Genomic DNA, 25,957 nt, shown 5'->3' on the forward strand with positions numbered 1-25,957 from the left:
AAAAGAGGGATTTAGGGAGATTAGTTGTAAATATCATATTCTCGAGCAATCCAATGGACGCCATTATTATTGAAGGTTTAAAGGTTGAAACAGTCGTGGGCTGCTTTAACTGGGAGCGTCAAATTATTCAGCCTTTAATGCTGGATTTGACCATTCAAACCGATTTAGAACAGGCATCAAATTCAGATGCTCTTGCAGATACGCTGAATTATGCAGAAATTTGTGAGATTTCAGCCAAGGTCATTCAAGAAGCTCAGCCTGAATTGATTGAACATGCAGCAAAGTTAGTGCTGAATGCACTTTTTACTACCTTTACAGCAATTGAATCGATTAATATTACGATCCGTAAGCCTGCCATTATCGCGCAAGCCAATTCTGTAGGGATACGTCTTGAACGCCACCGAAACGATTTTCGCTCTAGCATTAGCGAGTAATTGTCATCCTCAGCAACATTTTCAAGCTGCACAGCAAGGTATTTCTGAATGGGGAGAAGTCCAGTTCTCTCCCATTTATAGGATTCCTTGCCGGGATGGCATTGGAGCTGACTACTGGAATGCGGCATGTCTATTAAAAAGTTCGGTGTCGAGTGCAGAAATTATTGAGCTGCTCAAACAGCTGGAACAGGCATCAGGGCGGACACGTCCATCGCATCAAATTACCCTGGATGTAGATCTGATTGCCTGGGGATCAGATCTTCGAGATATGCAGTTTAATGAAAAAAAATTGCCCCTGGCTTTGGATGTAAAAGTTCCCATGTTTGATATCTGGCAAGACCCTGTATTCGAGCATGAGTTACATTGTTTCCCAAGAGTTGAACAGCTGATTTAAATCGAATCACATGATTTTCTGCTAATACAATTTATCTAGTACGAATGGTTAACCAGCCTGATCAAACAAGATCAGGCTTTTTTATGATGCAGTTTTTTGTTTTTATATGAAAAGAAAAATTCAGATAAGATGGCTCAGGTAGATTTTAGGAATCATTTAAAAATGAAAATATTGGAAATTGTGGTTTCGGTGATTTTAATCCTTGGGATCCTTTATGTGATCCAATGGGGATTTCATGGTTTTCCGACAGGGAATTAATATTTGATTGATTTAAAGCTCTGGAATTTATTTTAAGATCAGTAAAAACCCTCAAAGCAGTAAAAATGCATCATCGCCCTTTCACTTTTTCTTGTTATAAAAAATGATCAGCAATACGATAATGATCGCCAAGATGGCAAGAATGATCGTAGTTTCCATAACAGTACCTCTCAGGCATATATCTTTGGTTTTAAGCGTCTAAATTAAAACCGAACATATATTAATTAAACTCAAATTTTGTTAGAGCTGCTAGTCTTTTGAAAAAACATTTTTCAATGATGTTGATAGAAGAACCGCTCAATCCTATTCTGTGTCTAACTAAAAAAATAAACATATATTTAGGCAACAGACACATTAAATAATGATCCGATCCACGCACTGAATAACATGGCGATAATTCCCCACAGCATCACCCGGACTGCACCTCTCCATACACTTACTCCACCGGCATAGCTTGCCAGTGCACCCATCATCCCCAAACTTAAAACGCCAATCAGCATGACGCCTTTATCCAGATAGTGTTCCGGTAGAATCATGATTGAAATTAAAGGAAATAATGAACCTACCGTAAATGCCATAGCCGAAGAAAATGCAGCGAGAAAGGGCTGAGCCGAGGTATGTGCTGAAATACCAATTTCATCCCGGGCATGGGCATCCAAGGCATTATGGTCGGTCAACTGTTCAGCGACCTGTTGTGCCAAAGCGGGTTCCAGACCTCGTTGTATATAAATCGTTTTGAGCTCATTTAATTCATGGGTGGGATGGCGTTGCAGTTCGCGCTCTTCCATGAGTAGATCATTGGTTTCAATATCTTGCTGGGATTTTACTGAAATATATTCACCAGCTGCCATTGATGCGGCGCCAGAAATCAATCCGGCAACACAGGTTACCAATAAAATTTCAGTGGATGCTCCACTGGCTGCGATACCCACCACCAGACTGGTGACCGAAATAATCCCGTCATTTGCCCCCAGTACAGCTGCACGAAGCCAGCCCGCACGTTCGATATAATGTTTTTCAAGATGGTATGAATGGCGCACAATGAAGCCCTTTTTTATTATCATTATGATTATAGTAAATTTAAGTCATGTATAGATAGTAGGATTGAATCGATCTGAAAATTACCTTGAATGATCAGATCATAGTGCGCTTGGTTAAGTATTTTATCAATCCAAAATAAAACCGAGGTGAAATTCATTTATTCAAAAGACCAGACGGACTTGATATATAATTGATATCCAAGGGATCAAATTTATTTAATAAAAACAATTATATAAAAATTATAGCTGAGTGAGCTGGTTTAAAAAGAGAATTATCATGAAAGAAAAAAATGAGAGCCATAAATGTTTGGTGTGCGGCAAGCACTTTCTTCTGAAAGATCTTACTCCGATGGGAACGGTCAGAAAAGTCATTACTGAAGAGATTGGCAAGGATATTCCAGTCTGGACGCCGCAAGATTATATTTGTCAGACAGATCTAACCCGCTATCGCATGCAGTATGTACATTCATTATTAAGTTTGGAAAAGGGTGAGGTCACAGATCTTGAGGTCGAAGTGATTCATAGCATGCATCAGCATGAACTGATCACCAAAAATGTGGAAACGGAATTAGAGCAAAAGTGGACCTTGGGTGAAAGGCTGGCCGATAAAGTTGCAACTTTTGGTGGAAGCTGGGTCTTTCTGATCTGTTTTGCAATTTTTCTAGGTCTATGGATTACGATAAATACTGTGGTGATGGTGACTCAGCCTGCAGACCCTTATCCATTTATTCTATTGAATTTAATCCTTTCCTGTCTTGCGGCGATTCAGGCACCTATTATTATGATGAGCCAGAACAGACAGGAAGCAAAAGACCGCTTACGTTCGCAAAATGATTATCAGATCAACTTAAAAGCTGAACTGGAAATTCAGCATTTACATGAAAAATTAGATCATCTGCTGCTGCATCAATGGGAACGGTTGGTGCAAATCCAGGAAATCCAGTTAGACCTACTTTCTGAAATGAACAAGAAGTATTGAAAGTATAAGACGAGGAACCTCTATTATTTTATGAGGTGATCTTGAGGCATGATCACATAGTTTTAACCGGTTAATTTAGATCAGGATTTGAGATGTTTTAAAAAGCCCACACATGAGTGGGCTCAAACTAAAACCATCTTATTCAAATAAAATAACTGGTTTTGGTCATCAATTTGGAAATGGCCGTCATGGTCATTTTTACCGGAACAGGCAAGTCTACGCCACCGGCGTTTAACGCTGTATCCCGATGATGCAATTCATCTTCATTCATCTGTTCCAGAATACGGCGAGAACGTTCATCCTGCGGTGGTAACTGGCTAATATGATGCTGTAAATGCATGCTGACTTGACGTTCTGTTTCAGCCACAAAACCCAGACTGTATTTGTCGCCTGCGATTCCGGCAATTGCACCCATACCAAAGGAAAGACCGTACCAGACCGGATTGAGCAGACTGGTATGGCTATCCAGTTCTTTTAAGCGGTCTTCACACCAAGCTAGATGATCCTGTTCTTCAATTGCCGCCTGTTCCATTTCACGACGTACATTCGGGAGTTTCGCCGTCATCGCCTGACCGTGGTACAGCGCCTGTGCACAGACTTCACCACTATGATTGACCCGCATTAAACCTGCCACATGACGTGCATCACTGACCGTTAACTGCGTTTCGACCGGTTGGGCCGGATTTTCACGTTGTGCCGAAGTCGTGCCCGGGACTAGACTGCGTAATGCCTGGTCAAAAGAATGAATCAGTTTATCGAGACCTGTATATTGACGCATGAATTAATCCTCCAAGGGTGCTTTTGCAGTTTTGATCATTGGTTTCAGGCGGAAAAGTAGCCATAGGGTAAACAGACCGCTTAACACTGCGGTAATACAAAAAAGTATTTTAAGATCAAGCTCTAAAACACTTAAAATAATAATCGAGAATATAGCAGAAGATACCATGAAAACGGCATTCAGAATGTTATTTGCTGCAACCACACGCGCACGATGTGAGCGGGGAGAATGCGCCTGCATCATGGCATACAGCGGTACGATATAAAAACCGCCGCTAATTCCGAGTAAGGTGACAGCCAGCATCACATGGTAATAGCTCCAGCCTTGCTGAAAGACATCTGCCAGGCCGATTAATGCACCTGTACGTTCCGGAACGAAGGCCAGACTCGCGGCCAGATATAGGGCAAAGATCACCAGACCGATCGCGCCAAAAGGCACCATCTTGATATTGACCTGGCTGCCGCCTATTTTCCGGCATAGATATGAACCCAAGCCAATGCCGACAGAAAAAAACGTTAAGAGCAAGCTGGCGACATTTTCAGATGCATGCAGATTTTGTAACGTCAGCTGAGGAATCTGGGTCAGATAGGTTGCACCATAAAACCAGTACCATGAATTGCCCAGTAAAATGGTAAAAACTAAAGGTAAGCCTTTGGCATATTTCAAGGTCAGCAAGCTGGTGCGAAAAAAATTCCAGTCGACTTGCAGCTCAGGTGCGGGAATGCTTTGTTTCAGGATATAGCGACTGGATATATAACCAATCAAGGCGATGCTGATGATGGTTAAACTGATCCAGATGAGGTTGCCGGCGGAAGCTGCAATAACTGCACCGCCCAGAATCATACCGAACAGGATTGCCAGAGAAGTTCCGGACTGGAACAGGGCATTGCCGGACATCAGTTCATTCGGTTTTAGGACTTCAGGTAAAATGGCATATTTGATCGGGCCAAAGAAAGTGGACTGGGTGCCCATCAGGAATAAGGCAAATAACAGAATCCATAAATTGCCCAGCAGGAAACCGATAGTTCCCAGCAACATGATGATAATTTCCAGAAGCTTGAGATAGCGAATCAGCTGTGAACGTTCGTATTTGTCGGCAATCTGACCGGCAGTGGCTGAAAAAATAAAATAAGGCAGAATAAATAGTAAAGCCGCCAGATTATTCAATGTGCTGATGCTGGCCGTTTGCTGTTGAATCCAGCCATAAGTGATAACCAGCAGTAACGCCTGTTTAAATACATTATCGTTTAATGCACCAAAAAACTGCGTCAGAAACATCGGTAAAAAGCGCCGAGAAGCTAACAAATGTTCATTTTTGTTCATATAGGCCGTGCTACATTAAGTTTTATTAAGAAATGTCAGTTATGCGTAAACATTGAGAAAAATCATGTAAGATACTTTCAGCCATGTAAAGGTAAAAACCAATTAATTAAGCTCCTTAGCTTATATTTTTCGGTCAAATAATCAATTAAAGAATGTATTCGTTTAGAGTTTGCTATGCCTGCAAAGAAAAATTTTAAAAAAACGATGCTAAATCGCAGTATGGGGCCTCTCATACCACAGCATAGTGGTATGCAGCTTTGTATGAGCATCTTTTTTATGATGTTATCCCATCAGAGCATGGCACAAACCGAACAGCCCGAAACGCCCGTGGCCATTTCTCAGGCAGAAATGGTGGACGAGCTATCTAAAGAAGCGATTCGTCAGGGTGCGGCCACGTCCGAAACGGAAGCGGAAGAAAAAATTGAAGAAGCCTTGGAGCCTGACGTTCCAGTTGACAGCATGTCGATGCTGGAGCAACAGCAAAATGCAGGATCTGGTCTGAGTGAATTTACGCCGATCGAATTTGATGATCTGGACGATCTGCCAGTACAGACCATTGATCAGAACATGGCCAATGAAATTTATCAGGTAGCTGAGCAAGCCAAACAGGAAGCACAAAACTATCGCAATACTCAGACCAGCGAAACGGTGGTGGCCGATATTAGTCAGCAAGAACTGCTGGAAATTAATCAGGCGCCGGTCAATGTCGATCAATTGATGCAATCGATTCAGGCAGACAGCCAGATTATTGTACAAAATAATGAAGCCGGATTGACCTTGCCAGAAGTGCCGGGTCAGTTGGTTGCTGAGGATGATAAACGTCCGAATCTGTTCAAACGGCTATTTTATAAAATCCGTCCTCCACGTCAGATCATGACCGCAAGAGTTCCTCGCATTAGTGCAGATGTGGTGATCATGAATGGGCAAGGTGTGGCGCAAAGCAACGGTATGCTGAATCGTAAAGATGTGCCTGAAGGCCATCTGAATTTAAGAAATAATGTCAAAGCCAAATTATCCAGTTTTACCCAAGAGTCTTTTGGAGACTTTAATTCAGCGTTGCCGCAATTACGTACCTTGTCCAGACAGGCAGCGCAGGCAGTGGGTTATTATAATGCTCAGTTCAGGTTTGAAAAAATCTCTGACAGTCGGGTTCGGGTTTTTGTGACCCCGAATGAACCTGTGCTGATCAGCACTCAAAATATTGAATTTACTGGAGAGGGTGCGGAACAGCCCCAATTCCAGGTCATCAGTCTTTTACCTGAACAGGAAGAAGGCGATATTTTCAATCATGGCAATTATGAAAGAACCAAGACACGCATTACTACTGCAGCCAATAACAACGGTTATTTTGATTCATTCTGGCGTCTGCATGATGTAAAGGTTGCCCAGCCACAAAATACCGCCGATGTGAATCTGCGTTTCGAAACGGGTGAACGTTATAAATTAGGCAATGTCGAGTTCAGAATGAGCGATCCTGAAAAGGAATTTCCGCTGGATCGAGACGTACTGGAAAGTCTGGTCACCTGGACAGATGGTGCAGATTATACCTTCTGGCGGGTCAATAGCCTGGCCAACAACCTGACCAACTCACGCTATTTTAATTATACATTGGTGGATGCGATTCGCCCTGATCCGCTTGATAAAGAGCTGGAACTGGCACCCGATATTCAAAGCCTGATTGAAGAACAGAAACGGAGTGAAGATCAGGCTGCTACGATGCAACCAGCTCGCTCGGTATCCTCTTCTCAGGAAGTGACCCAGAATGTCGTGGATGAAGACCAGTTTGCCGGTAGCCGCGATCAGGAAAGCGCAAATTTAAGAACTTTACGGGTTGAGCAGCAAACCAAAGAGAATGAACAGGACCGTTTAAAAGTACAGGCACGGGAAGAGAAAAAGATTCCAGTGATTGTGACTTTAAATGCAGACCGTTTAAATAGTGCTGAAGTGGGTCTGGGTTATGGCACAGATACCGATATCCGTTTACGTGGTCAATATCGCCGTGCCATTGTGAACAAGCGTGGACATTCGTTTGATGCCAACATGGAGCTATCAGGTATCCGCCAATCCATTGATGGACGTTATAACATTCCCTATCACCATCCGCTGAATGACTATGTCAGTATTGTGGGGGGGTATGAGCGTGAAGAGCGTGAAGGTGTCGCACAGGGTGAAGGCCTGTTGATTGAATCGGCAGTCTTAGGTGCAGACCGGATTATCAAAAATCCACGTGGTAGCTGGCAACGGACTTTCGGCGCACGTTATCGTCTGGATCGCTTGAAGCAGGATGGTTCTGTTGACTTTAACCAGATTCCTGAAGCTTTTCGCTTTAATACCGAAGATGAGCAGCAATCCCTATTAGTCGGTTATGAAGTCTCACGTACCGAGAGCGATCGTCGGGTCAACCCAACCAAAGGCTTCAAACAGACCTATAAGATTGAACTGGGCAGTGAGGCTTTACTCTCTGATGCAGATATGGCCATTGTGAATGCGGGCTGGCGTTTTATCTATTCATTGGGTGAAAATGCAGACCATCAGTTTGTTGGGCGTGCCGACGCGGGTTATATTTTTACTCAAGATTTTGCCAAAGTACCGTATAACCTGAGATATTTCACCGGTGGTGACCAGAGTATCCGCGGTTTTGACTACAAGAGCCTTTCTCCGGAAATTGACGGCTTTAAAGTGGGCGGGCAGGCCTTGGGCGTGGCTTCATTAGAATATAATTATCAGTTTAAGGAAGGCTGGCGTGCTGCGGTCTTTGCAGATGCCGGAAATGCCTATAATAAAGAATTCAGTAATCCGACCGAATATGGCGCGGGTGTGGGTGTACGTTGGGCTTCACCGATTGGGCCAATACGTATAGATGTTGCGACTGGACTGTCTGATGACAATTATCCGATTCGTTTACATTTCTTTATTGGATCGCAGTTATAAAACATCATTTTAAAAAATAGTTATTTGGGTAGATCATGGTCGAGAACCAACCACAGCCAGAACAAGAACCACAAGATAGCGTTGTGCCGAAAAAGCGCCGTATATTCAGAAGCATCCTATTATCGGTGCTTTTTTCGCTGATTTTTCTGCTGTCTGTGCTGGCTCTACTATTTTCGACCAATCAAGGCAGTAAATTCCTGCTGGATCAAGTGCTAGAACGCCAGCAAATTATTCAATATGAATATGAAGGCGGTAATTTATGGCGCGGGATTATTCTTAAAAATGTGCTGGTCAGCCTGAAACCGGTCGATGTCAAAATTGATCGTGCTGATGTAAAACTTGGTTGGCGCGCGATTGTCAAAAAAGAAATTCATCTGACTGAAGCCGATGTCCTTAATCTGCAAATTATTAACAAGCGACCTTCAACAGGCGAACCGTTCAAGTTTAATGCCATCCGTTTGCCTTTTATTTTGCGCGTTGACCATTTACTGCTGGATCATCTGGTGATTAAAACCCAGACCAATGCAGTCGATTTTTATAATATCGAATTAAATGAGGCACTCTGGTCCGGCACCGAATTAAATTTTGAAGATTCCCGGATGGATATGGGCTATCTGTCGGTACGTGAAGCCAGGGGTAAAATGCAGTTTGAAGGCAAATATCCGCTAGATGCCACGGGCATCGTTAATCTGCCTTCCTTAAGAGACAGCCTGAATATTCATGATATTCAGGTGCGGGCACGCGGAACACTGGACACGATTCAGGCTGGCGTAGCAACCAATACGCCTGATTTATTAACGGGTTGGGTTATCGTGCATCCGATGCGTCCTCAGGTACCAATGCGCGGCGAGTTGAAGTTCAAGGATTATCACTGGCCTATTCTGGCCGAACAGAAACTGTTTACCAAAGACGGCATTGCCGAGTTTAATGGCGATATCAAGCGTCTGGACCTGAACGTCCAGACTGACCTGATTGGGGAAAATATTCCGCAAGGTCAGTATAGTGCAGTGATGTATACCGATCTGGTCAATCAGCTGAATATTACCGATCTGAATGGTCAGTTGATGAAAGGTGCAGTTAGCCTTGCCGGGACAGTAGGCTGGAAAGACCGGGTCAGCTGGGATCTGGCTGGGCGTTTGAACGGGATTGATCCCAAGCACGAGCGTATTCCGCAAGTCGTACAAGATTTCTTGCCGCCAAGTCTGGATGCGAATATTGCTTCTGCGGGTAACCTGGAAAATGGCTTGCACCTTACCGGACTGGTTGATTTCGACCGTTATGAAAGCTGGAATCTGAAGCTGGACCAAAATCCGGTCAAAGGCAATAAAGTACAACCGATGCTGCTGGATGTTGCCTGGAAAAATATTGATCGCGCCGTACCTTATGTGGGCTGGCTCAGCAGTCAGTCTGGCGATGTCAAATTGGCATTGGTCGAAGGGCAGCAGAATATTCATGTGGCCACTAAAGTCGAGCAGCATGAAGAAGGACTTCTACCTGCAGGCATGTACCAAGCCAAGCTCAATCTGAACAAGAATATCCTGAATGTGCCGAGCTTTAATTACAGCGCCAATGCAGCAGGCAGCTTAAGCGGCAATGCACGGATTGAACTGCCACAGGAAAAACGTCAGTTAAAATGGACCGCGGTATTAAATGCCAAAAATTTGAATACCCAAAGTATTGCCGCAGCTTCACCGGTAGATCGTTTGAATGGCCAGGTTAAAGCCAATGGTTATGCGCAACCGAATCAGCAGATTATTAAACTGAACAGTGTCGACCTGACCGGACGACTGGCGGAGCAAAATGAAACTGTACGTTTGACCGGAAACAGCACCATTGCCTTGTTATTCCATAATGAAAAAGCGGGTGGCGGATTTAAAGGTTATGCGGTCAATTATGATGGTGCTTTAAATGCCAGCCAGCTTAAAGCCAGTCAGGGTATGCTGAAACTGCGCGTTTCAGGCACTCCAGAAATGTTGAAGATAAATGAATTCCGTCATGATGGTGTGGCTGGCAAGATTAATGCCAGCGGTCTGGTTAATCTGGCGAATGGGATTGGCTGGGATATCAATGCATCCTTAATCCGCTTTAAGCCGCAATATTTTAATGCCAAACTGACAGGCGAATTGTCAGGCAATGTGCAAACCCAAGGGGTGTGGTCAGATGCCTTAAAACGTATTCAGATTCAACGCTTAAACCTGGCCGGTATGCTGAATAATAAACCGGTACGTGGCACAGGTAATTTATCGGTCATCATTAATTCAAACCAGCGCGGTTTTGTACCACAGCAGTTTGAAGCCAATAACCTGTTCCTGTCTTATGCCAGCAACCAGATTCAGGCAACCGGTAATGCGCAGAACCTGCAACTGAAGGTAAATGCACCGGCATTGTATGAGCTATATCCGGGCTTAAGAGGTCGTGCGCAAGGCTATATCAATATGCAGGCGCAGCCACGTTTACAGGCTTCGGCTAACCTATCTATCGACAATTTTGCCTTTAAAAACCTGTTTAGTGTGCAGAAAGTTCGTGTTCGCGGACAGTTGCCAACATCGCAAAGCACACCAACTTTATTGACCGCAACAATGGATCGCCTGCGTAGCGGTTCACGCGAGATTGTACGTGGTGAGATCTCACTGGCCGGTACCCGGGCTGCACACATTCTCAAAGTGCAGGCAGAAAACCGCCTGTCAAAATTCTTTGTGCAGCTCGCCGGTGGCTTTAATGCCCAAAATAACTGGCTGGGTCAGATTCAAAAAGGTGATTTCGACTCTTTACGTGCCCGTCTGGTGCAGCGTCAAAATGCAGCAGTGATTTATAACAGTGCTCAATCCGATCTGTTCATCGGTGCTCATTGCTGGATGAGTCAGCAAAGCCAGTTGTGTTTTGACCAGCCGATTCGGGTCAACAAAACTCGTGGCAGTGCCTCTTTTATTACCCAAAACCTTGATCTGGAAGACTTCAGTGCATTCCTGCCTGATGGATTGGCGTTGACGGGTAAAGTCAATGGTTATGCCAAGGCTGCTTGGGCACAAGGCGCCAAACCTAAAATCGACGCGCGTCTGGTGACGCGTAATGGTGTGGTGGGCTTATCTTCTGAAGATCCAGATTATTTGGGTTCTACACTGAAATATGATGAAGTCGGTCTGGTGGCAAAAAGCGTGGCAGATGGCTTGCAGCTTCGGCTGGACGTTAAAACACCGGATATTGGAACCGGCTATGCCAATGTCATCATTGATCCATATCGTGACAGTAAACCGATGCGTGGCGAAATTGCCTTTAACCAGGTGCAGCTCAAGGTCTTTAAACCATTTATTCAGGACATCCGTAATCTGGACGGGATTTTATCTTATGCCGGAAAAATTAGCGGAACTTTAACGGATCCTTTGCTTGAAGGTGAGGTTCGGGTCAAAGATGCTTCGATCAGCATGATCTCCTTGCCGGTGAACTTGACCAACGTACAACTTTATTCATCCATACGTCAAAATTCTGCCAGCATCAATGGTGCATTTAACAGTGGTCGTGGTGTGGGCAAATTAACCGGTTCTGTGGACTGGAAAGGTGATCCGCGGGTGCAGTTAAAACTGCAAGGGGACAATTTGCTGATTCGTCAGGCCCCATTAATTACTGCTGTGGTGACACCTGATTTGACTCTGGACATGTATCCATTTAATAAAAAACTGAGTCTGAGTGGCACAGTTGATGTACCGCGTGCGCTGATTTCAATGCCTGAAGCCTCAGAACCTGTAGTCGGTTTATCTTCAGATGTACGGGTCGTACGTGAAGGTGATGATCAGCTGGCGATCTTGAAGTCGGCACGTCCTTGGGATATCCGGGCAGATGTCGCTGTTTCTTTAGGGAACCAGGTGATTTTCCAAGGCTTTGACAGTCGTATTCCACTCTTAGGTCGAGTCAATCTGTCACAGCGTGGTCTGGAAACTGCAATGCGTGCCAATGGTGCAATCGGGGTATCACAACGAGTAAAAATCGAAGCCTATGGCCAAAGTCTGGACCTGAATCGTGCTATCGCACGTTTTAATGGTGAACTCACCAATCCGACACTGGACATTGATGCCAATAAATCGGTTCAGGGTAGTACAGTGGGAGTGCGCGTAACAGGGACTGCATCGAGTCCCAGTATTCAGATTTATAATGATGCGGGCTTGTCAGAACAGGAAGCCTTGAATGCCTTGATTACCGGTCGTGTCAATGAAGGTGTATCTGGTTTAAGCCAGGCTGAAGGATTTAGATCTGATGTAAATAATACGATCGCTGCTGCGGGGATCAGTCTGGGCTTGGGTAGCACCCGCGCACTGACCAACCAGATCGGGCGCAGTTTTGGCTTAACTGGTCTAGCTCTGGATGCCCAAGGTACAGGAGATGATACCCAGGTTTCTGTGACTGGTTATATTACGCCTGATTTATATCTTCGTTATGGAGTCGGCGTGTTTACACCGGTGAATAAGCTGACTTTACGTTATCAGGTAAATCAGCGTCTGTATTTAGAAGCGAGTCAGTCTTTAGAACGTGCGATTGACTTGTTCTATAACTGGCGATTCTAATCCGAATAAAAAAGCCCTAAAATTTTAGGGCTTTTTTATGATGAGACAGGACAAAGATTTTATTGGCTATAAAGTAGATTGATTTATAGGCCAGCAGAAGCATTGATGTCTGAATCCAATCTCTATACATATACGACAATAAATCGCGAGTAGAGAAAGAATTTAGGGTTAGCTTTTATGCTGAAGAAAACTGCTCGTCGCATAAGTCAGCTATCACATATAGAAAATCAATTAAAACATGCAATAACAGACTGAAAATCAATAAACCCATAATAAAAATAGGTGTATATTGAAAATACGATTTCACGAATAAGAGCATCTTCGCATGTCGACTAAATTTATCATCCGTTTTGCTGCGATTCTATTTTCTGTACTTATTTTGACTGCATTAGCCATTCAATTTTTCTTTAAACCGGACGTAACCGTAGTTCTATGGATTTTCGCTGTACCTTTCATTTTGGGCATCCCAATTTTGGCTTCTGTTGTATTGACCACCAATGATGAACTTGATATTCATAGCGTTAATTAGGCTTGAACCTTAAACTGGCGCATTTAAAGTGCATCTAATCTTTGCTGATAGAGCAGCCGGCATTTGCACTTAGTTCAAAAAAACAGGCCTTATTTTAAAGCAATGCCAGTCAGTTAAGCATGCACTAGAAAATGTAGTAAAAATGAGTGTATGTTTACGCTCATTTTTTTATCAGGTTATTCCAGAATTTGGATTTAACTCTCAAATCATCATGATTTACATAAACTCTAAGAAATAAGGGAATATTCTTATCATTATTCATTCAAAATAGGTCTTCATCATAAAACTCATCATTTTAGAGAAAACAGAATGCCTAAAAATAATTATCTATCAGCTCTAGAACAAGTTTATGACTTTTTAAAGGAACGACCAGGTTTTAAGGATAAAAGTGAATTTGATAAAGCGGTAGAATATTTTAGAACTCTACATGAAAGTGATCCTCTGGATTTCAGAGTTCAAGCACCGAATACTGTCGCTGGAAAATTTGGGGCTAAAGAGACTATAAATTTAGGGTCTATGCCAGAATTCAGTAATAAGGAAAATTTCCTTAACTGGATAGATACGCAAATTAACCACTAGTTGAAGGACTTTAAGCAAACGCATCATGCGGCAGGTTTTCATTTATTATTCATACATTCATTAACATGTAGTACAGAAAACAATCGAAACTGAGTTGGAAAACTACAAATTTGAATGATAACTTTATATTCAAATCTTCCCAGTAAAGAGGTGAGCAATGAAGTTGTTGACTTTGGTTGGTATGGGAGTAGCAGCGAGTTATTGTTATAAAACTATGAAAAATGGCAAGCTTGCTCTTTCAAAACCTAACTTTGATGAAAGTGTAAAACGATTTGTACTGCAAGAATTTGCAGCTTAGTTCTTCACGATATATTTTCCAAAAAGGCTCATCGGAAGATGGGCTTTTTTATTTTCTAAAAATTTATAATTCTAATATTCAGATTAAAAGCAGTTTAATTATAGCCACCATGTTATAAACCTACCTCGTGATCTATTTTAAATAATTAAATGAGAGCTAATGGATGATGAAGATGGAAATGAATGGTGCGAGCTTATATATTCTGAAGCCTTGAGAATATATAAACCAACAAAATACAACACAGTCAACAAACTGAGATTCTTTGCGCTGATTTTAGAATTATTCGCAGAAATGCAGCATGAGGATGTAATAATTCAAGTAAAGGCCGTGAATGTAAAACTTAAATTGAGATCTAAAAATTACATTTTTTGGGTGTTTGAAATGCCTGATTTTCAGGATAAGACGTTATTTTTAACTTATATGTCTAGCAAATTAAGTCAGCTATAAGGTGTCGTTGAAGGTTAAAATCGTCAATCAATTTAACAAGCATAGTTTTTTTTATACTAATGGTCTATTTATATATTTTTATCAATAGCTTGCTTATTCTCTAGTCGTTACTCACTTTGACAACATACCTGAATCAGCGCAAAAGTGAAAAGGGGAAGACCTATCGAAAGATGGGCTTTTTTAATATGTATAGCTTATTGAACGAAAAGTAACTTAAAGCAAATGTAAGAAAACAGTTTATTAATACTCTCTATACTTTATTGGTAAATTCACAGTGCTATATTCGTTTTGCGAAAACAAGAAAACGCAAATAATATGAAGAAAATGACTACAGCACTAGCCCGCTTATTTGAAAAAGTAAGTGGGCTTTTTAATTGAAAAATTAATGTAATATTATGCTAATGTATAAATTATAAGTTTATATATAATGCATGCATAGATTCTATCGCTGTAGTTTCTTTCCAATTTCAGCCTCCTTCCCTAAGGAGGCATTTTTTTATCTATGGAAAAGTAAAGTTCCAATTACTATTGTGTTTATTCAGTTACACAAATGATCATCGTTGACTATTGAATGAATCTTTCAAATATTTGAGCATGATATTTTATTAGTTAAATAAGTGATGGATCGCCATGATAGATGAAGAAAAGCCTTTAAACTTCGACAACGATAGTGAACCTCAAGATTTCGAAGATGAAGAATTTATCGATGATAAGAAAGAGGATGAAATGTACAATGCTATTACCAAAGATGGTTCTAGTGTTGATCCTGCGGATGATGGGACGCGTCATATTCGCCCTGAAGACGGTGATCCGATAGAAGTTGAAGAGTAATAAAAAGCCCAATTTAATATTGGGCTTTTTTATCGTCTGGTGGATGAGAATGAAAATACAATTTTTCCCATTTAGAATTGAGCGGATTTATCAAAAACCCCATCTAGAAAATTTAATTATTCATTGAAATGATTTTTTTTCACTTAATAAAAAAGCCCTCATTCATGAGAGCTTTTATGTCAATTCAATCTAGCAAAATAGCCTAATAAGATATTTAAAATGGGGTGCAATTAATCGTTAAACGTCTCATTTAAAGCAGTTTGAACCGCTTCAACCCGGGCCTTGCAAGCTTTATAGGCAGTCATGGATTCTTCCACGATTTTCATCAAGTTATCAATATCCGGTTCTTGCTGAGATTCGAGCAGTTCCGCATTCTTTTTCAAGATGTCATAGCCTTGTTGGAAGCTCAAAGTATCATGATTCATGAGGAAGTACCTGTATAAGTTGTGCTGAAAAAATGCCGTCATGTAATTCGACTTCAACCAGATCGCTGGACTGAATCTGTTGAATAGAGGCAACCATATGTTCTTGCTGGCGCACGATGGCATAACCCTTGGATAAAACATGTTTAGGATTTTGTAGTAGCGTTTCCCGCATCAGGGCATCGAGCTGTTGATTGATGAGCAGGGTATGCTGTTGGGCCAGACTGGCAGTATTGGCCTTGATCTGTTGCAGACGTTGCAGCGCATCCATAATCTGGTTATTGGCCAGACTTTGAATCAGTTTCAAAAATTGATCATTCTGATTTTGATAAGCCTGAATCTGTTGCTGAGATAAACGCTGAATCCGCTGTAGATAATTCAGGACATCCTGGGTTAGTTCAAAGATATGATTGCGGATTCCTGCAATGACTTTACTCGGAGTATCAAAGGAGCGATGCGCAATCTCATCCAGAATGGTACGGTCTTTTTCATGCCCGATGCCGACCCATACCGGCACCGAACGCTTGCAAAGCAGGGCAGCCAGATCATAATCATTCAAATAAGCCAGATCATTGACTGCGCCACCCCCTCGTATAATCACAATCAGATCCGGGGCAGTGTTATAGGTCTGAGCCCATTGTTTGAGCGCTTGTGCCAGACTGTACATAATACTTTGCGGGGCGGTATTTCCCTGAAAAGTCGCACTGTGATAGACAAACTCACACACCTGCGCACGCTGTAGTGCATCGGCATCTTTTTTGAAATCTCCCAGGCCTGCTGCATTTTCGGGAGCAATCACCAGAATCCGGTTCAGGTCAAAAGGGCTGGGCAAGTTTTTATTGCGTTGAATCAGTCCTTCAGTCGTCAAGCGCTCAACAATCTGCTGATAACGCCGGGCAATATCTCCTAAGGTATAGCCTGAATCAATTTCAACGATATTTAAAGAAAAACCATACTGCGGATCGAAATTAGCTTTGACTTTAATCAGCACTTTCAAATCACGACTCAGCTCAATCCCGCTTTCACGTTCAAACTGCGTGACAATTTTCTGGGCACTAAATTTCCAGATGGTTGCTCGGCAACTGGCAATGACCTGATCACTATCGACTTCTTTTTCTGCCAGCTCCAGATAATAATGGCCAGCTTTAATACTTAGATTACGAATCTCGGCTTTGACCCATACTGGTGTATCGAAAGTGAGTTTGACCACTTCCTGAACCGTAGCAAGATATTCCTTGAGGGAGAGTTGAGGATCGTCTGTCATGCCAATAGAAAGTTTAAAATTCAATCAAATATTAAATCAATCCAGCACAGATCACAAATCTAAAAGTGAAGTCATATTTGATTGATGTAATGACAATGCAATGCTATTGAGGTGCATAATTACTTGGTTCAGACTATTCATCCGGAATTTTCGTATTTTGTAGAGGTTCTTCTCTTCTGTTTTTCTTGTTCATTGAAAGAAGTTATAGCGTTGAAGTCCTTAATTTCCAAAGGTCTTATTTCCATTTTTTAATGAAAAAGTACAGTTAAAAATGTACACAGACTTGTGTCTGGCGAGGACAAGGAAATATGCTAAATTGGTGAAGAATTATTAAAGAAGAATAGGCTCTCATGAAAAAAACAATGCTGTTCGGTTTGCTGGCTGTCGCTTTAAGCGCATGTACTACCACGCCGCAATCTAAGACGGAAGCTCCTAAAATAGGTTCAGCGAATCCTGCAAGCGCTTATTGTGTCAATCAGGGTGGCAAGCTTGAAATTCGTACTGAAAGCAATGGTCAGGTCGGATATTGCCATTTAAAGAATGGTCAGGTGGTCGAGGAGTGGGAATTACTGCACATGAATCAACCTAAATGTATTGCTGATCAGGCAGCGGAATTGGTCGGTCAGTCCAATTTGACTGAAGCGCAAATCAAGCAGAAAACCAAGGCACAAATTGTACGTATGGTCGAACCGGGTCAAGCGGTGACGATGGATTATCGTGAAGAACGAGTGACTGTCACCGTAGATCCTGTAAGCAAAAAGATTATTCAAGCTTCATGCGGTTAATCACATAAAATGAAAAAGCCCATGAGTGGGCTTTTTTTAATTCCATACAACTGGCATTTTGAAATGACAAATCTTCCCCGATCTTTTATATTGCCCCTCGGAAGGAGAAATTCATGAAAAAGTTATTGGCTTTATCGTTTATGCTGGCGCTGGCCGGTTGTGCCGAGAAGAAACCGTTAACCCCTGAAGAGCAGTGGCAAGGTTATTGTCGAAGTGTCGGAAATGCGGCGCGTACCATTATGCTGGATCGTCAGAATGCGATTGAGAAAGAAAAAGCAATCGAGCATGCTAACAAGATCGACGACGAAACCACTAAAGGTTTTATCCGGAATATTATTGATGAAGTTTATGCAATTCCAGCCGAAGAGATTAAGGCTGATGTAAAAGCAGCCCGTGAAAAAGTCCGCGCTGAATTTACTGCAAAGTGTATTGCGACACCGCATGATGAATTACCAGATTACAAACCGTTCTAAAGGACGGTTTTTTTATATCTGGATAAAATTTCCAACTAATATTTCCCATTAAATGTATTTAAACATACGCATCTTCAAAAGACTGAATAATAAAATAGCCTAAGCGAAATGTACACTTTGTGACAATTTCTAAATCTAAAATATAGAAATACTTATCTTTATATTGAATAATGAATTTAACTCCAACTAACCGAGGAGGAGCGCAATATGGAAGTCGTAAGATATTTGCATCATTCTGATCTGCTGCTGGAAGATGAAGAGGGTTTGGTCATTATTGGCGGCAGTCGCTATGTACTCAGCGTCGGTGACAAATTTGTTTTAAAGAAGATGCTAGAACAAGATAAAAAGCTTTATCAGGTGGACATTTCCTTTGCCAGCAATAATCACAGTACTACCTATGAAGATGAATGCGTGGTGAAATTCCAAGGCTGCCGAGACTCATATCAGCAGTATTTAAACTCGACCACTGTACACTAAGGTGGAGTATCTTTTTAACTTCAAATCAGGCAACATCAGGGTTGCCTTTTTTATGCATTAAATTCAGTTAAAAGGGCCTATTCATGGGCTTGTTTTGTGTGGTGTAAGCTGGAACTGATTATGGAATAATCATTAAGAGCATCATTTAGTTATAAAATAACGAGCATCACGAAGAAACACTTGAGTTGCATTAACTTTTAACTGGAAATTTAGTAAAATTTCGGAGTCCATATTATTTATGAAGCTTGGAATAAGCAGGAATTCATAAGTAATTTTTTAAAAAAGAGGAATAACACTGTGCTAGAAGCTTACCGCCAACACGTTGAAGAACGTGCCGCACTCGGAGTCCCACCGAAGCCACTTGACGATGTCCAAACAGCTGCATTAGTTGAACTACTAAAAAACCCGCCAGCTGGTGAAGAAGCATACTTGGTAGATTTGCTTGAAAACCGTGTACCAGCAGGTGTTGACCAAGCTGCATATGTAAAAGCTGCGTTCTTAGCTGCATTGGCAAAAGGCGAAGCAACCTCTCCACTCGTTTCTAAAGAACGTGCTGTTTATTTACTAGGTACTATGCTTGGTGGTTACAACGTAGCTCCTTTAGTTGAACTTTTAGACAATGCTGAGCTTGCTGAACTTGCAGCTGAAGCATTGAAAAAAACGCTTCTTGTATTTGATGCATTCCATGACGTTGCTGATAAAGCAAAAGCTGGTAACGCAAATGCTCAAGCAGTTATGCAGTCTTGGGCTGACGCTGAATGGTTCACTAGCCGTAAAGACGTTCCTGAAGAAATCAAACTGACTGTTTTCAAAGTAACTGGCGAAACCAACACTGACGACTTGTCACCTGCACAAGACGCTTGGAGCCGTCCAGACATTCCATTGCACGCAAATGCAATGTTGAAAAACGTACGTGACGGAATCAATCCAGAAGTTCCTGGTGAAGTGGGTCCACTTAACCAGATTAAAGAACTGATCGCGAAAGGCAACCAGGTTGCTTACGTGGGTGACGTTGTTGGTACAGGTTCATCTCGTAAATCTGCAACTAACTCTGTACTTTGGTTCTTCGGTGACGACATCCCGCACATCCCGAACAAAAAAGACGGTGGTTACTGCCTAGGTTCTAAAATTGCTCCGATTTTCTTCAACACCATGGAAGATGCGGGTGCATTACCGATCGAGATCGATGTTGCCAACATGAACATGGGCGACGAAATCGTTCTTAAGATCGATCACGCTGCTGCTAAAGTAACTGCGTTCAAAGACGGCGCGCAAATCGCTGAAGCTGAACTTAAAACTCCAGTTCTTCTAGACGAAGTACGTGCTGGCGGTCGTATTAACCTGATCGTTGGTCGTGGTTTGACGACTAAGGCTCGTGAAGCTTTAGGTCTTCCAGTATCTACAATGTTCCGTACTCCGGTTCAACCTGCTGCAACTGGCAAAGGTTTCACTCAAGCTCAGAAGATGGTTGGTCGCGCTTGTGGTCTTCCTGAAGGTCAAGGTGTACTTCCAGGTACTTACTGTGAACCTAAGATGACCACTGTTGGTTCGCAAGATACAACAGGTCCAATGACTCGTGACGAATTGAAAGACTTGGCTTGCCTAGGTTTCTCTGCTGACCTTGTTATGCAATCTTTCTGTCATACAGCTGCGTATCCAAAACCAGTTGACGTTCAAATGCAACACTCGCTTCCTGATTTCATCATGAACCGTGGTGGTGTGTCTTTACGCCCAGGTGACGGTATTATTCACTCTTGGTTAAACCGTATGCTTCTTCCAGATACCGTTGGTACTGGTGGTGACTCGCATACTCGTTTCCCAATCGGTATTTCATTCCCGGCGGGTTCTGGTCTTGTAGCGTTCGCTGCAGCAACTGGTGTTATGCCTCTTGATATGCCTGAATCTGTACTTGTGAAGTTCAAGGGTAAAATGCAGCCTGGTATCACGCTACGTGACCTTGTACATGCAATTCCTTACTACGCAATTAAGGAAGGCGACCTAACTGTAGAGAAGAAAGGTAAGAAAAACATCTTCTCTGGTCGTATCCTTGAGATCGACTTAACAGAAATGGAAACTGACCTGACTGTTGAGCAAGCATTCGAGCTTTCTGATGCTTCTGCTGAACGTTCTGCTGCTGGTTGTTCTATCACGCTTTCTGAAGAGAAAGTTGCTGAATACCTTCGTTCAAACATCACCATGTTGAAGTGGATGATTTCTGAAGGTTATGGCGATGCGCGTACTATGGCTCGTCGTGTTGAGAACATGGAAAAATGGTTGGCTAACCCAAGCCTGATCAAAGCGGATGCTGACGCTGAATACACGAAAGTGTATGAAATCGATCTTGCAGACATCAAAGAACCTATTCTTTGCTGCCCGAACGATCCAGATGATGCGAAACTTCTTTCTGATGTTCAAGGCGCGAAAATTGACGAAGTATTCGTTGGTTCTTGTATGACGAACATCGGTCACTTCCGTGCGACTGGTAAGTTACTTGAGAAAGTTCCAGGTGGTGCGTTGTCAACTCGTTTGTGGATTGCTCCACCTACGCGTATGGACGAGCATCAGTTGATGGAAGAAGGTTTCTATAACATTTATGGTAAAGCTGGCGCGCGTACTGAAATGCCAGGTTGTTCATTATGTATGGGTAACCAAGCACGTGTAGCTCCGAACACGACTTGTGTATCGACTTCTACGCGTAACTTCCCGAACCGTTTAGGTCAAGGTGCTAACGTTTACCTGGCTTCTGCTGAACTTGCTTCTGTTGCTGCTGTATTGGGTAAATTGCCTTCTCCAGAAGAATACCAACAGTACGCAGCTCAAATTGACAGCATGTCAGCTGACATCTATCAATACTTAAGCTTCGACAAGATGAGCGAATATACTAACGCCGCTAAAGACGTTGATACGAAGAAAATTGCTGCTGCTCAGTTGACTTAATTCTTTGTTAATTAAGCAATAAGCGGTATAAGATAAGGGCTGAGTAATCAGCCCTTATTTTTTTATGAAAAATTATTACGAAGAAAAATTTGAACATTTAGCTTTAGAACTTAGTGTGGAAAAAGCTAAAGAAAAAATTGTTAAAGAACTTTTATATAAAAGTACACAACCTAAGATAGGATTATTCAAAAATAAGTTTGATATGTTTTGGCAATCAAATTTTATTAAGTTACTTACAGTTGATGAAGTTCAAAGTGAAAACTACATTTTAGCTTTGAGCCAATATTTGCGATTTGGGGGTGTTGATAAAAATGTCTGTGTAAATTATTTAAAACTAGATGTTCAAAGCTTTATTTTAGCGGTACGTCAGTCTGGGTTAATCCTACAATCAGATCATAATTCTTGGAATGTTTTAAAAGAAATTGATCAAGAAATACAAATCGACGCACTGCATATATTTTTTCAGACTGTAAAACATTTACAATCACAATATAAGCATCGATTGGAAATTTATGAAGAGATAAAAAATACAATCAACGTTGGTCAAATTACTGCTATGGCTTTTGGCAGTTTATACGCTTATCAGTATTTAATTCCTAATCAAGATTATTTTGCACATTTACCTTATCAATTTGATAGTACTGAAAATAACTCAGCAGAAACGGTTTGGAAAGCATTTGATCATATTGTCAAAACTTCTAGAAAAAATACTAAAAAATTAACAGAACAATCGCTAGCATTGGCATTGACAAATAAGTTAATGCCTTTCTTGATTGGTGAGGGTATGAGTGTACTTCTTCAAGATCAGTATGAGTTTTATAAAAAGCTTGTAGCTATCAAAATTGAGATCCTTAACTATAAAAGAAATGTATTAGAGTCATTCTGTTTTGATAAGCAAGTAAATTACAAGCTCAACAACTCAGAATTGATTTATACCAATACAAAAGAGAAAAAGGATAATTGGTCGGAGAAAAATGCTTTATTGATAAGTTATTGGTTAGGTGTAGGGGCTGAAAAATTACTAAAATCTGACGCAATTTATAGCATCATAAATACAGGTGATAATTTAGAAGCTAATGCAATTGCATTGTCAAAAGCCTTTGGTATTCAAGAGCAGTTAGCCCAAGTTTATGGGATTACAGAATTCAGTATCAATAACCAAAAGCTCAATGCTTTTGAAACAATGATTACCATGACTTTATCACAAGCACATTATTTAAAGGATCATATTGAAAAATTTATGCGTTTTTTACCTAATTCTGAAGATAAATTAGATGCATTAACACAGCTTACTATGCATGGTTTTGTAATTGGCGAAAATAGGATGCCTTTTACTTTCGCTAAAAGAGAAGAGAAGATAAAAAGAATGTCTTCATGGGTTCAGGGGGCTTCTAATAATATAAAAAAGAAAAAAATGGATGAGATTCTAAGTTTTTGGAGTTGTGATTTGTACGACAATGATGATGTGTCTACATTCCAACAAAAACCATTTTATAAGATTGATGACTTTATTTTTCAATTTCCATGGCTTACAGCATATCAAAATTTAAATACTACTATGACCAACTACTTTCGTAAATTACATAAAAATAGATTTGAATTGAAGGGAGAAACTAATCAGATTGAGTTAACTCTAGCAGAAAAAATGCATCATTTAGGTTTTGAAGTATTTCCTCAACTTGTTCCTGAATGTAAAGATGTTGGTGAAATTGATTTAATAGTAATTCATGGAAATCATGTCATTGTGGCAGAAGTGAAATCTACATATATAAGAAGTAGTATTCAGGAAATTTATGAATATAAAAACTTCACCTTGAATAAAGCTAGTTATCAGTTGGATAAAAAAGTTGAGTATATTAAAAAATATTTTTTAAAAGAGTTCTTTGATGACATAAGTGAAGTCGTACTTCATACTTGGATTATTGATACTACACTAGAGTTTGATCATGAATATTTTGGTGATCATTTAAAAGTATCTTTAGATGAAGTCATCATTACATCAAATTGTGAATCTGAATTTATGCAAAAACTTGTTGATGAGCAATTTTATATTGAAAAAGATGAAGTGAAAATTGATCCTATCCAATTTTTAGAATCAATTGAAAAAAATACATTTTGGTCAAAGCAATTGGGTAACTACGATTATTACATAGAAAAAATGCTGAATAAATTTGCTTCTTGATAAGGTTAGAATTTTTCTTGGTTACGCTTTACAGTATTTTCAATAAATCGTTTAATCACCACATATTTTAGTGATGTAAAAGTTGATCTAACCAAATGGCAAAACAATCTCGATTCCTCTGTATTGGTGGTTTCCTCAATGGAACCCAAGTCAAAGACCAAGGTGACAGTTTTATCTGTGTCGAAAAAGGCAAAAATGTCACTTATACCAAAAAGGAAATCTTCCATCCTAATTCATGGGATCACGACTATTATGTTTGTGAAACGACCACAGACAAACAGGCACGAAATTGGGTTTATGACATTGAGACAAAATAATATTTAATTCGATAAAGAAAGACATGGGTTGGCGTTATCGTCAGCCCATTTTTATATACGTTTTAAAATATTCAGACAATAAAAAGCCCCATGGTTAGGGGCTAGTCGTATATAGGTCAAGCCCATATACTGTAAGAGGCTCATCTCAAACTAAGCGTATTAGAACACAGCAGTCTGCAAATAACCATCTAAATCTGATTTAAACAGCCAATTGTTGCTCAATCACCGGCCATAAATTCTGATGCGATTTTTTAAACATCAGCATATGACCAATGGCCTTATAGGCATAACTTTTAGGTTTAAGTTCAATTATTTGGGTTTTTGCGTTTGGATATAAACGTAGTAAATCTTTCACATTGGCTTCGGTGGCAATCTCATCATCAGATGACCAGATTGCAGTCACAGGGCAGGTGATTTGAGCATGATAATCATGGGATGGTGCAATATTTTTACCAATCGCGTTGATTACATAACCCGGTTTACTACAGAACTGCGCCCATTCGCGAGCCACATCTTTAGGCAGGTTTTCACCCATACCAATCACTTGAGTTGGGCCATAGCCTTTAGTGATGCGAGCCAGTGGGAAAATGACATTAAACATCACTGGCGCAAGTAACTTGGTTTTGCCTTTGAGTCCTTTCACATGTCCGGTAGAGCCAGAGACAGCCACCACTTTTGCGACTTTATCATAATTTGGCACAATACCTAAAAGCTGACCACCGGCGCTATGTCCAAGTAAAGTCACCTTTTCCGTACTGGTACGCGTTAATAAAGCATCAATCGCGGCCGGAATATCCAGTTGACCCCATTGCACAATACTGGCTTTTGAATTTTTCAACGGGCCGTGTAGTGAATCACCAATCCCCCGAAAATCAAAGACCATAACGGCATAGCCTTGAGCTTGTAACCAGACACAAAACTGATGATAAAACTGTTTGGTAATGCCAGTTGCCGGACAGACTAATACCGGAAGTTTTTTAGATTCAGAAATAGCTGCATAAAAACGTGCACTTAAGCGATAGCCATCTTGGCACTGCAGAGTCAATGTTTCAAATTCAGACATACGTTACACTATAATTTTAGAGTCCTGATGAAGCTTTTACTCTACAGATTTTTAGCAGGGTAGCTTGGCGAAAACATGACTTAAAAGTCAGTAAAATAATAGAGATGGAATGAACTTATGCAGCTAATGGAGCTTGAGCTGGCCGTTAAAATAGGCATTATTTTTAGTGGAATATTCTTGTGGGTAGGGATGTTTACCGGCGTCTGGAAATATTGGCAGATTCGTCAATCACCTCAGTCACGTGCACATTATTATGTCGATATTGCCCATCGCAGCAGTCTGCTTTATGCACCTGCGACCTTAATTCTGGCAGTATTGGCCTATTGTTCAGTGTTGTCGAGTATGGTGAATCTGATTTGCGTACTAATCAATATTCTGTTTTTCAGCTTCTCGATTGCCGCTTATATTTTGCATGGTTTCCTGCAAGACACAACGAATCAGTTTAAACAGCCGCATCAGCTGGGTAAATTTCATTTGCCTGGAAGTTTGATGACTTTCGCCATGCTGGGTTTAATTCTCGCAGAATTGGGCGGGACGGGGATCTTGCTCTATGGGGCATTTATCGGATTATTCTGATCTTCTTTTTATTGTTATTCTGAAATGATGCTGGAATGTTTGAAAGTCAAAACACTTTTTTCACCAGATGGATGACTGGCCATA

23 protein-coding genes are annotated in these 25,957 nt (G+C 41.1%); 17 read left to right on the plus strand and 6 right to left on the minus strand.

The annotated features are described in order from the left end of the window. Nucleotides 1-53 precede the first annotated feature (53 nt). Nucleotides 54-434, plus strand: coding sequence for a dihydroneopterin aldolase (gene folB, locus ACIG3F_RS04695; protein WP_074383219.1), 381 nt, complete (start codon nucleotides 54-56; stop codon nucleotides 432-434). Beyond that, nucleotides 391-828, plus strand: coding sequence for a 2-amino-4-hydroxy-6-hydroxymethyldihydropteridine diphosphokinase (locus ACIG3F_RS04700; RefSeq protein WP_005170538.1), 438 nt, complete (start codon nucleotides 391-393; stop codon nucleotides 826-828). The genes folB and ACIG3F_RS04700 overlap by 44 nt, the downstream gene beginning before the upstream one ends. Before the next feature lie 596 nt (nucleotides 829-1,424). On the opposite strand, the gene ACIG3F_RS04705 is transcribed toward ACIG3F_RS04700, so the two are convergent. Next, nucleotides 1,425-2,126, minus strand: a complete 702-nt coding sequence (locus tag ACIG3F_RS04705) for a VIT family protein (protein ID WP_005097209.1) — start codon at nucleotides 2,124-2,126, stop codon at nucleotides 1,425-1,427. Between the two features lie 277 nt (nucleotides 2,127-2,403). Between ACIG3F_RS04705 and ACIG3F_RS04710 the strand changes: the two genes are divergently transcribed. Beyond that, complete coding sequence (locus ACIG3F_RS04710) at nucleotides 2,404-3,105, plus strand: DUF1003 domain-containing protein (protein WP_396469474.1); 702 nt, start codon at nucleotides 2,404-2,406, stop codon at nucleotides 3,103-3,105. A 142-nt stretch (nucleotides 3,106-3,247) separates the two neighbouring features. Here the strand turns inward: ACIG3F_RS04710 and coq7 are convergent, their stop codons facing one another. Continuing rightward, the gene (gene coq7, locus ACIG3F_RS04715) at nucleotides 3,248-3,883 is read right to left on the minus strand and encodes a 2-polyprenyl-3-methyl-6-methoxy-1,4-benzoquinone monooxygenase (RefSeq protein WP_180074993.1); all 636 of its coding nucleotides are present in this window, start codon (nucleotides 3,881-3,883) and stop codon (nucleotides 3,248-3,250) included. Between the two features lie 3 nt (nucleotides 3,884-3,886). After that, nucleotides 3,887-5,206, minus strand: coding sequence for an MFS transporter (locus ACIG3F_RS04720; protein WP_396469475.1), 1,320 nt, complete (start codon nucleotides 5,204-5,206; stop codon nucleotides 3,887-3,889). 174 nt (nucleotides 5,207-5,380) lie between these two features. Between ACIG3F_RS04720 and ACIG3F_RS04725 the strand changes: the two genes are divergently transcribed. The 7 genes from ACIG3F_RS04725 to ACIG3F_RS04755 all read left to right on the plus strand — a co-directional run bounded on the left by ACIG3F_RS04725 (nucleotide 5,381) and on the right by ACIG3F_RS04755 (nucleotide 15,377). Further along, nucleotides 5,381-8,137 carry an autotransporter assembly complex family protein gene (locus tag ACIG3F_RS04725; protein WP_396469476.1) on the plus strand — a complete coding sequence of 919 codons (2,757 nt, stop codon included), beginning with the start codon at nucleotides 5,381-5,383 and terminating at the stop codon, nucleotides 8,135-8,137. Between the two features lie 35 nt (nucleotides 8,138-8,172). Next, the gene (locus ACIG3F_RS04730) at nucleotides 8,173-12,693 is read left to right on the plus strand and encodes a translocation/assembly module TamB domain-containing protein (RefSeq protein ID WP_396469477.1); all 4,521 of its coding nucleotides are present in this window, start codon (nucleotides 8,173-8,175) and stop codon (nucleotides 12,691-12,693) included. A 325-nt stretch (nucleotides 12,694-13,018) separates the two neighbouring features. Beyond that, on the plus strand, nucleotides 13,019-13,222 hold the full coding sequence (locus ACIG3F_RS04735) for a hypothetical protein (protein WP_004278758.1): 204 nt from the start codon (nucleotides 13,019-13,021) through the stop codon (nucleotides 13,220-13,222). A 309-nt stretch (nucleotides 13,223-13,531) separates the two neighbouring features. Next, entirely contained in the window at nucleotides 13,532-13,801 is a 270-nt protein-coding gene (locus ACIG3F_RS04740) for a hypothetical protein (protein WP_004278756.1), read from the plus strand. Nucleotides 13,802-13,958: 157 nt separating this feature from the next. Next, the gene (locus ACIG3F_RS04745) at nucleotides 13,959-14,099 is read left to right on the plus strand and encodes a hypothetical protein (RefSeq protein WP_396469478.1); all 141 of its coding nucleotides are present in this window, start codon (nucleotides 13,959-13,961) and stop codon (nucleotides 14,097-14,099) included. Between the two features lie 159 nt (nucleotides 14,100-14,258). After that, nucleotides 14,259-14,546: a hypothetical protein gene (locus tag ACIG3F_RS04750; RefSeq protein WP_004278754.1), complete on the plus strand. Its 288-nt coding sequence runs from the start codon at nucleotides 14,259-14,261 to the stop codon at nucleotides 14,544-14,546. 630 nt (nucleotides 14,547-15,176) lie between these two features. After that, the gene (locus ACIG3F_RS04755; RefSeq protein WP_004278753.1) at nucleotides 15,177-15,377 is read left to right on the plus strand and encodes a hypothetical protein; all 201 of its coding nucleotides are present in this window, start codon (nucleotides 15,177-15,179) and stop codon (nucleotides 15,375-15,377) included. Between the two features lie 230 nt (nucleotides 15,378-15,607). On the opposite strand, the gene xseB is transcribed toward ACIG3F_RS04755, so the two are convergent. After that, nucleotides 15,608-15,802, minus strand: coding sequence for an exodeoxyribonuclease VII small subunit (gene xseB, locus ACIG3F_RS04760; protein WP_004278752.1), 195 nt, complete (start codon nucleotides 15,800-15,802; stop codon nucleotides 15,608-15,610). Then, the gene (xseA, locus tag ACIG3F_RS04765) at nucleotides 15,792-17,063 is read right to left on the minus strand and encodes an exodeoxyribonuclease VII large subunit (protein WP_396469479.1); all 1,272 of its coding nucleotides are present in this window, start codon (nucleotides 17,061-17,063) and stop codon (nucleotides 15,792-15,794) included. The genes xseB and xseA overlap by 11 nt, the downstream gene beginning before the upstream one ends. 350 nt (nucleotides 17,064-17,413) lie before the next feature. On the opposite strand from xseA, the gene ACIG3F_RS04770 reads away from it, so the two are divergent. The 6 genes from ACIG3F_RS04770 (at nucleotide 17,414) to ACIG3F_RS04795 (ending at nucleotide 24,234) form a co-directional block, all read left to right on the plus strand. Then, complete coding sequence (locus tag ACIG3F_RS04770) at nucleotides 17,414-17,848, plus strand: I78 family peptidase inhibitor (RefSeq protein WP_247143484.1); 435 nt, start codon at nucleotides 17,414-17,416, stop codon at nucleotides 17,846-17,848. A 113-nt stretch (nucleotides 17,849-17,961) separates the two neighbouring features. Next, a complete protein-coding gene (locus ACIG3F_RS04775; RefSeq protein ID WP_195725908.1) occupies nucleotides 17,962-18,321 on the plus strand; it encodes a hypothetical protein in 360 nt (119 codons plus the stop codon). A 207-nt stretch (nucleotides 18,322-18,528) separates the two neighbouring features. Then, on the plus strand, nucleotides 18,529-18,798 hold the full coding sequence (locus ACIG3F_RS04780; protein ID WP_396469480.1) for a hypothetical protein: 270 nt from the start codon (nucleotides 18,529-18,531) through the stop codon (nucleotides 18,796-18,798). A gap of 297 nt (nucleotides 18,799-19,095) precedes the next feature. Further along, the gene (locus ACIG3F_RS04785; protein WP_396469481.1) at nucleotides 19,096-21,735 is read left to right on the plus strand and encodes a bifunctional aconitate hydratase 2/2-methylisocitrate dehydratase; all 2,640 of its coding nucleotides are present in this window, start codon (nucleotides 19,096-19,098) and stop codon (nucleotides 21,733-21,735) included. Between the two features lie 64 nt (nucleotides 21,736-21,799). Continuing rightward, the gene (locus tag ACIG3F_RS04790; protein ID WP_396469482.1) at nucleotides 21,800-23,917 is read left to right on the plus strand and encodes an NERD domain-containing protein; all 2,118 of its coding nucleotides are present in this window, start codon (nucleotides 21,800-21,802) and stop codon (nucleotides 23,915-23,917) included. Between the two features lie 95 nt (nucleotides 23,918-24,012). Further along, nucleotides 24,013-24,234 carry a hypothetical protein gene (locus ACIG3F_RS04795; RefSeq protein ID WP_222112193.1) on the plus strand — a complete coding sequence of 74 codons (222 nt, stop codon included), beginning with the start codon at nucleotides 24,013-24,015 and terminating at the stop codon, nucleotides 24,232-24,234. A 199-nt stretch (nucleotides 24,235-24,433) separates the two neighbouring features. Here the strand turns inward: ACIG3F_RS04795 and ACIG3F_RS04800 are convergent, their stop codons facing one another. Then, nucleotides 24,434-25,297, minus strand: coding sequence for an alpha/beta fold hydrolase (locus ACIG3F_RS04800; RefSeq protein WP_396469483.1), 864 nt, complete (start codon nucleotides 25,295-25,297; stop codon nucleotides 24,434-24,436). 117 nt (nucleotides 25,298-25,414) lie between these two features. Between ACIG3F_RS04800 and ACIG3F_RS04805 the strand changes: the two genes are divergently transcribed. After that, the gene (locus ACIG3F_RS04805) at nucleotides 25,415-25,873 is read left to right on the plus strand and encodes a hypothetical protein (RefSeq protein WP_396469484.1); all 459 of its coding nucleotides are present in this window, start codon (nucleotides 25,415-25,417) and stop codon (nucleotides 25,871-25,873) included. Nucleotides 25,874-25,957 lie beyond the last annotated feature (84 nt).

The organism is Acinetobacter sp. NPDC052428, from assembly GCF_044547685.1.
Taxonomy (GTDB): domain Bacteria; phylum Pseudomonadota; class Gammaproteobacteria; order Pseudomonadales; family Moraxellaceae; genus Acinetobacter; species Acinetobacter lwoffii_G.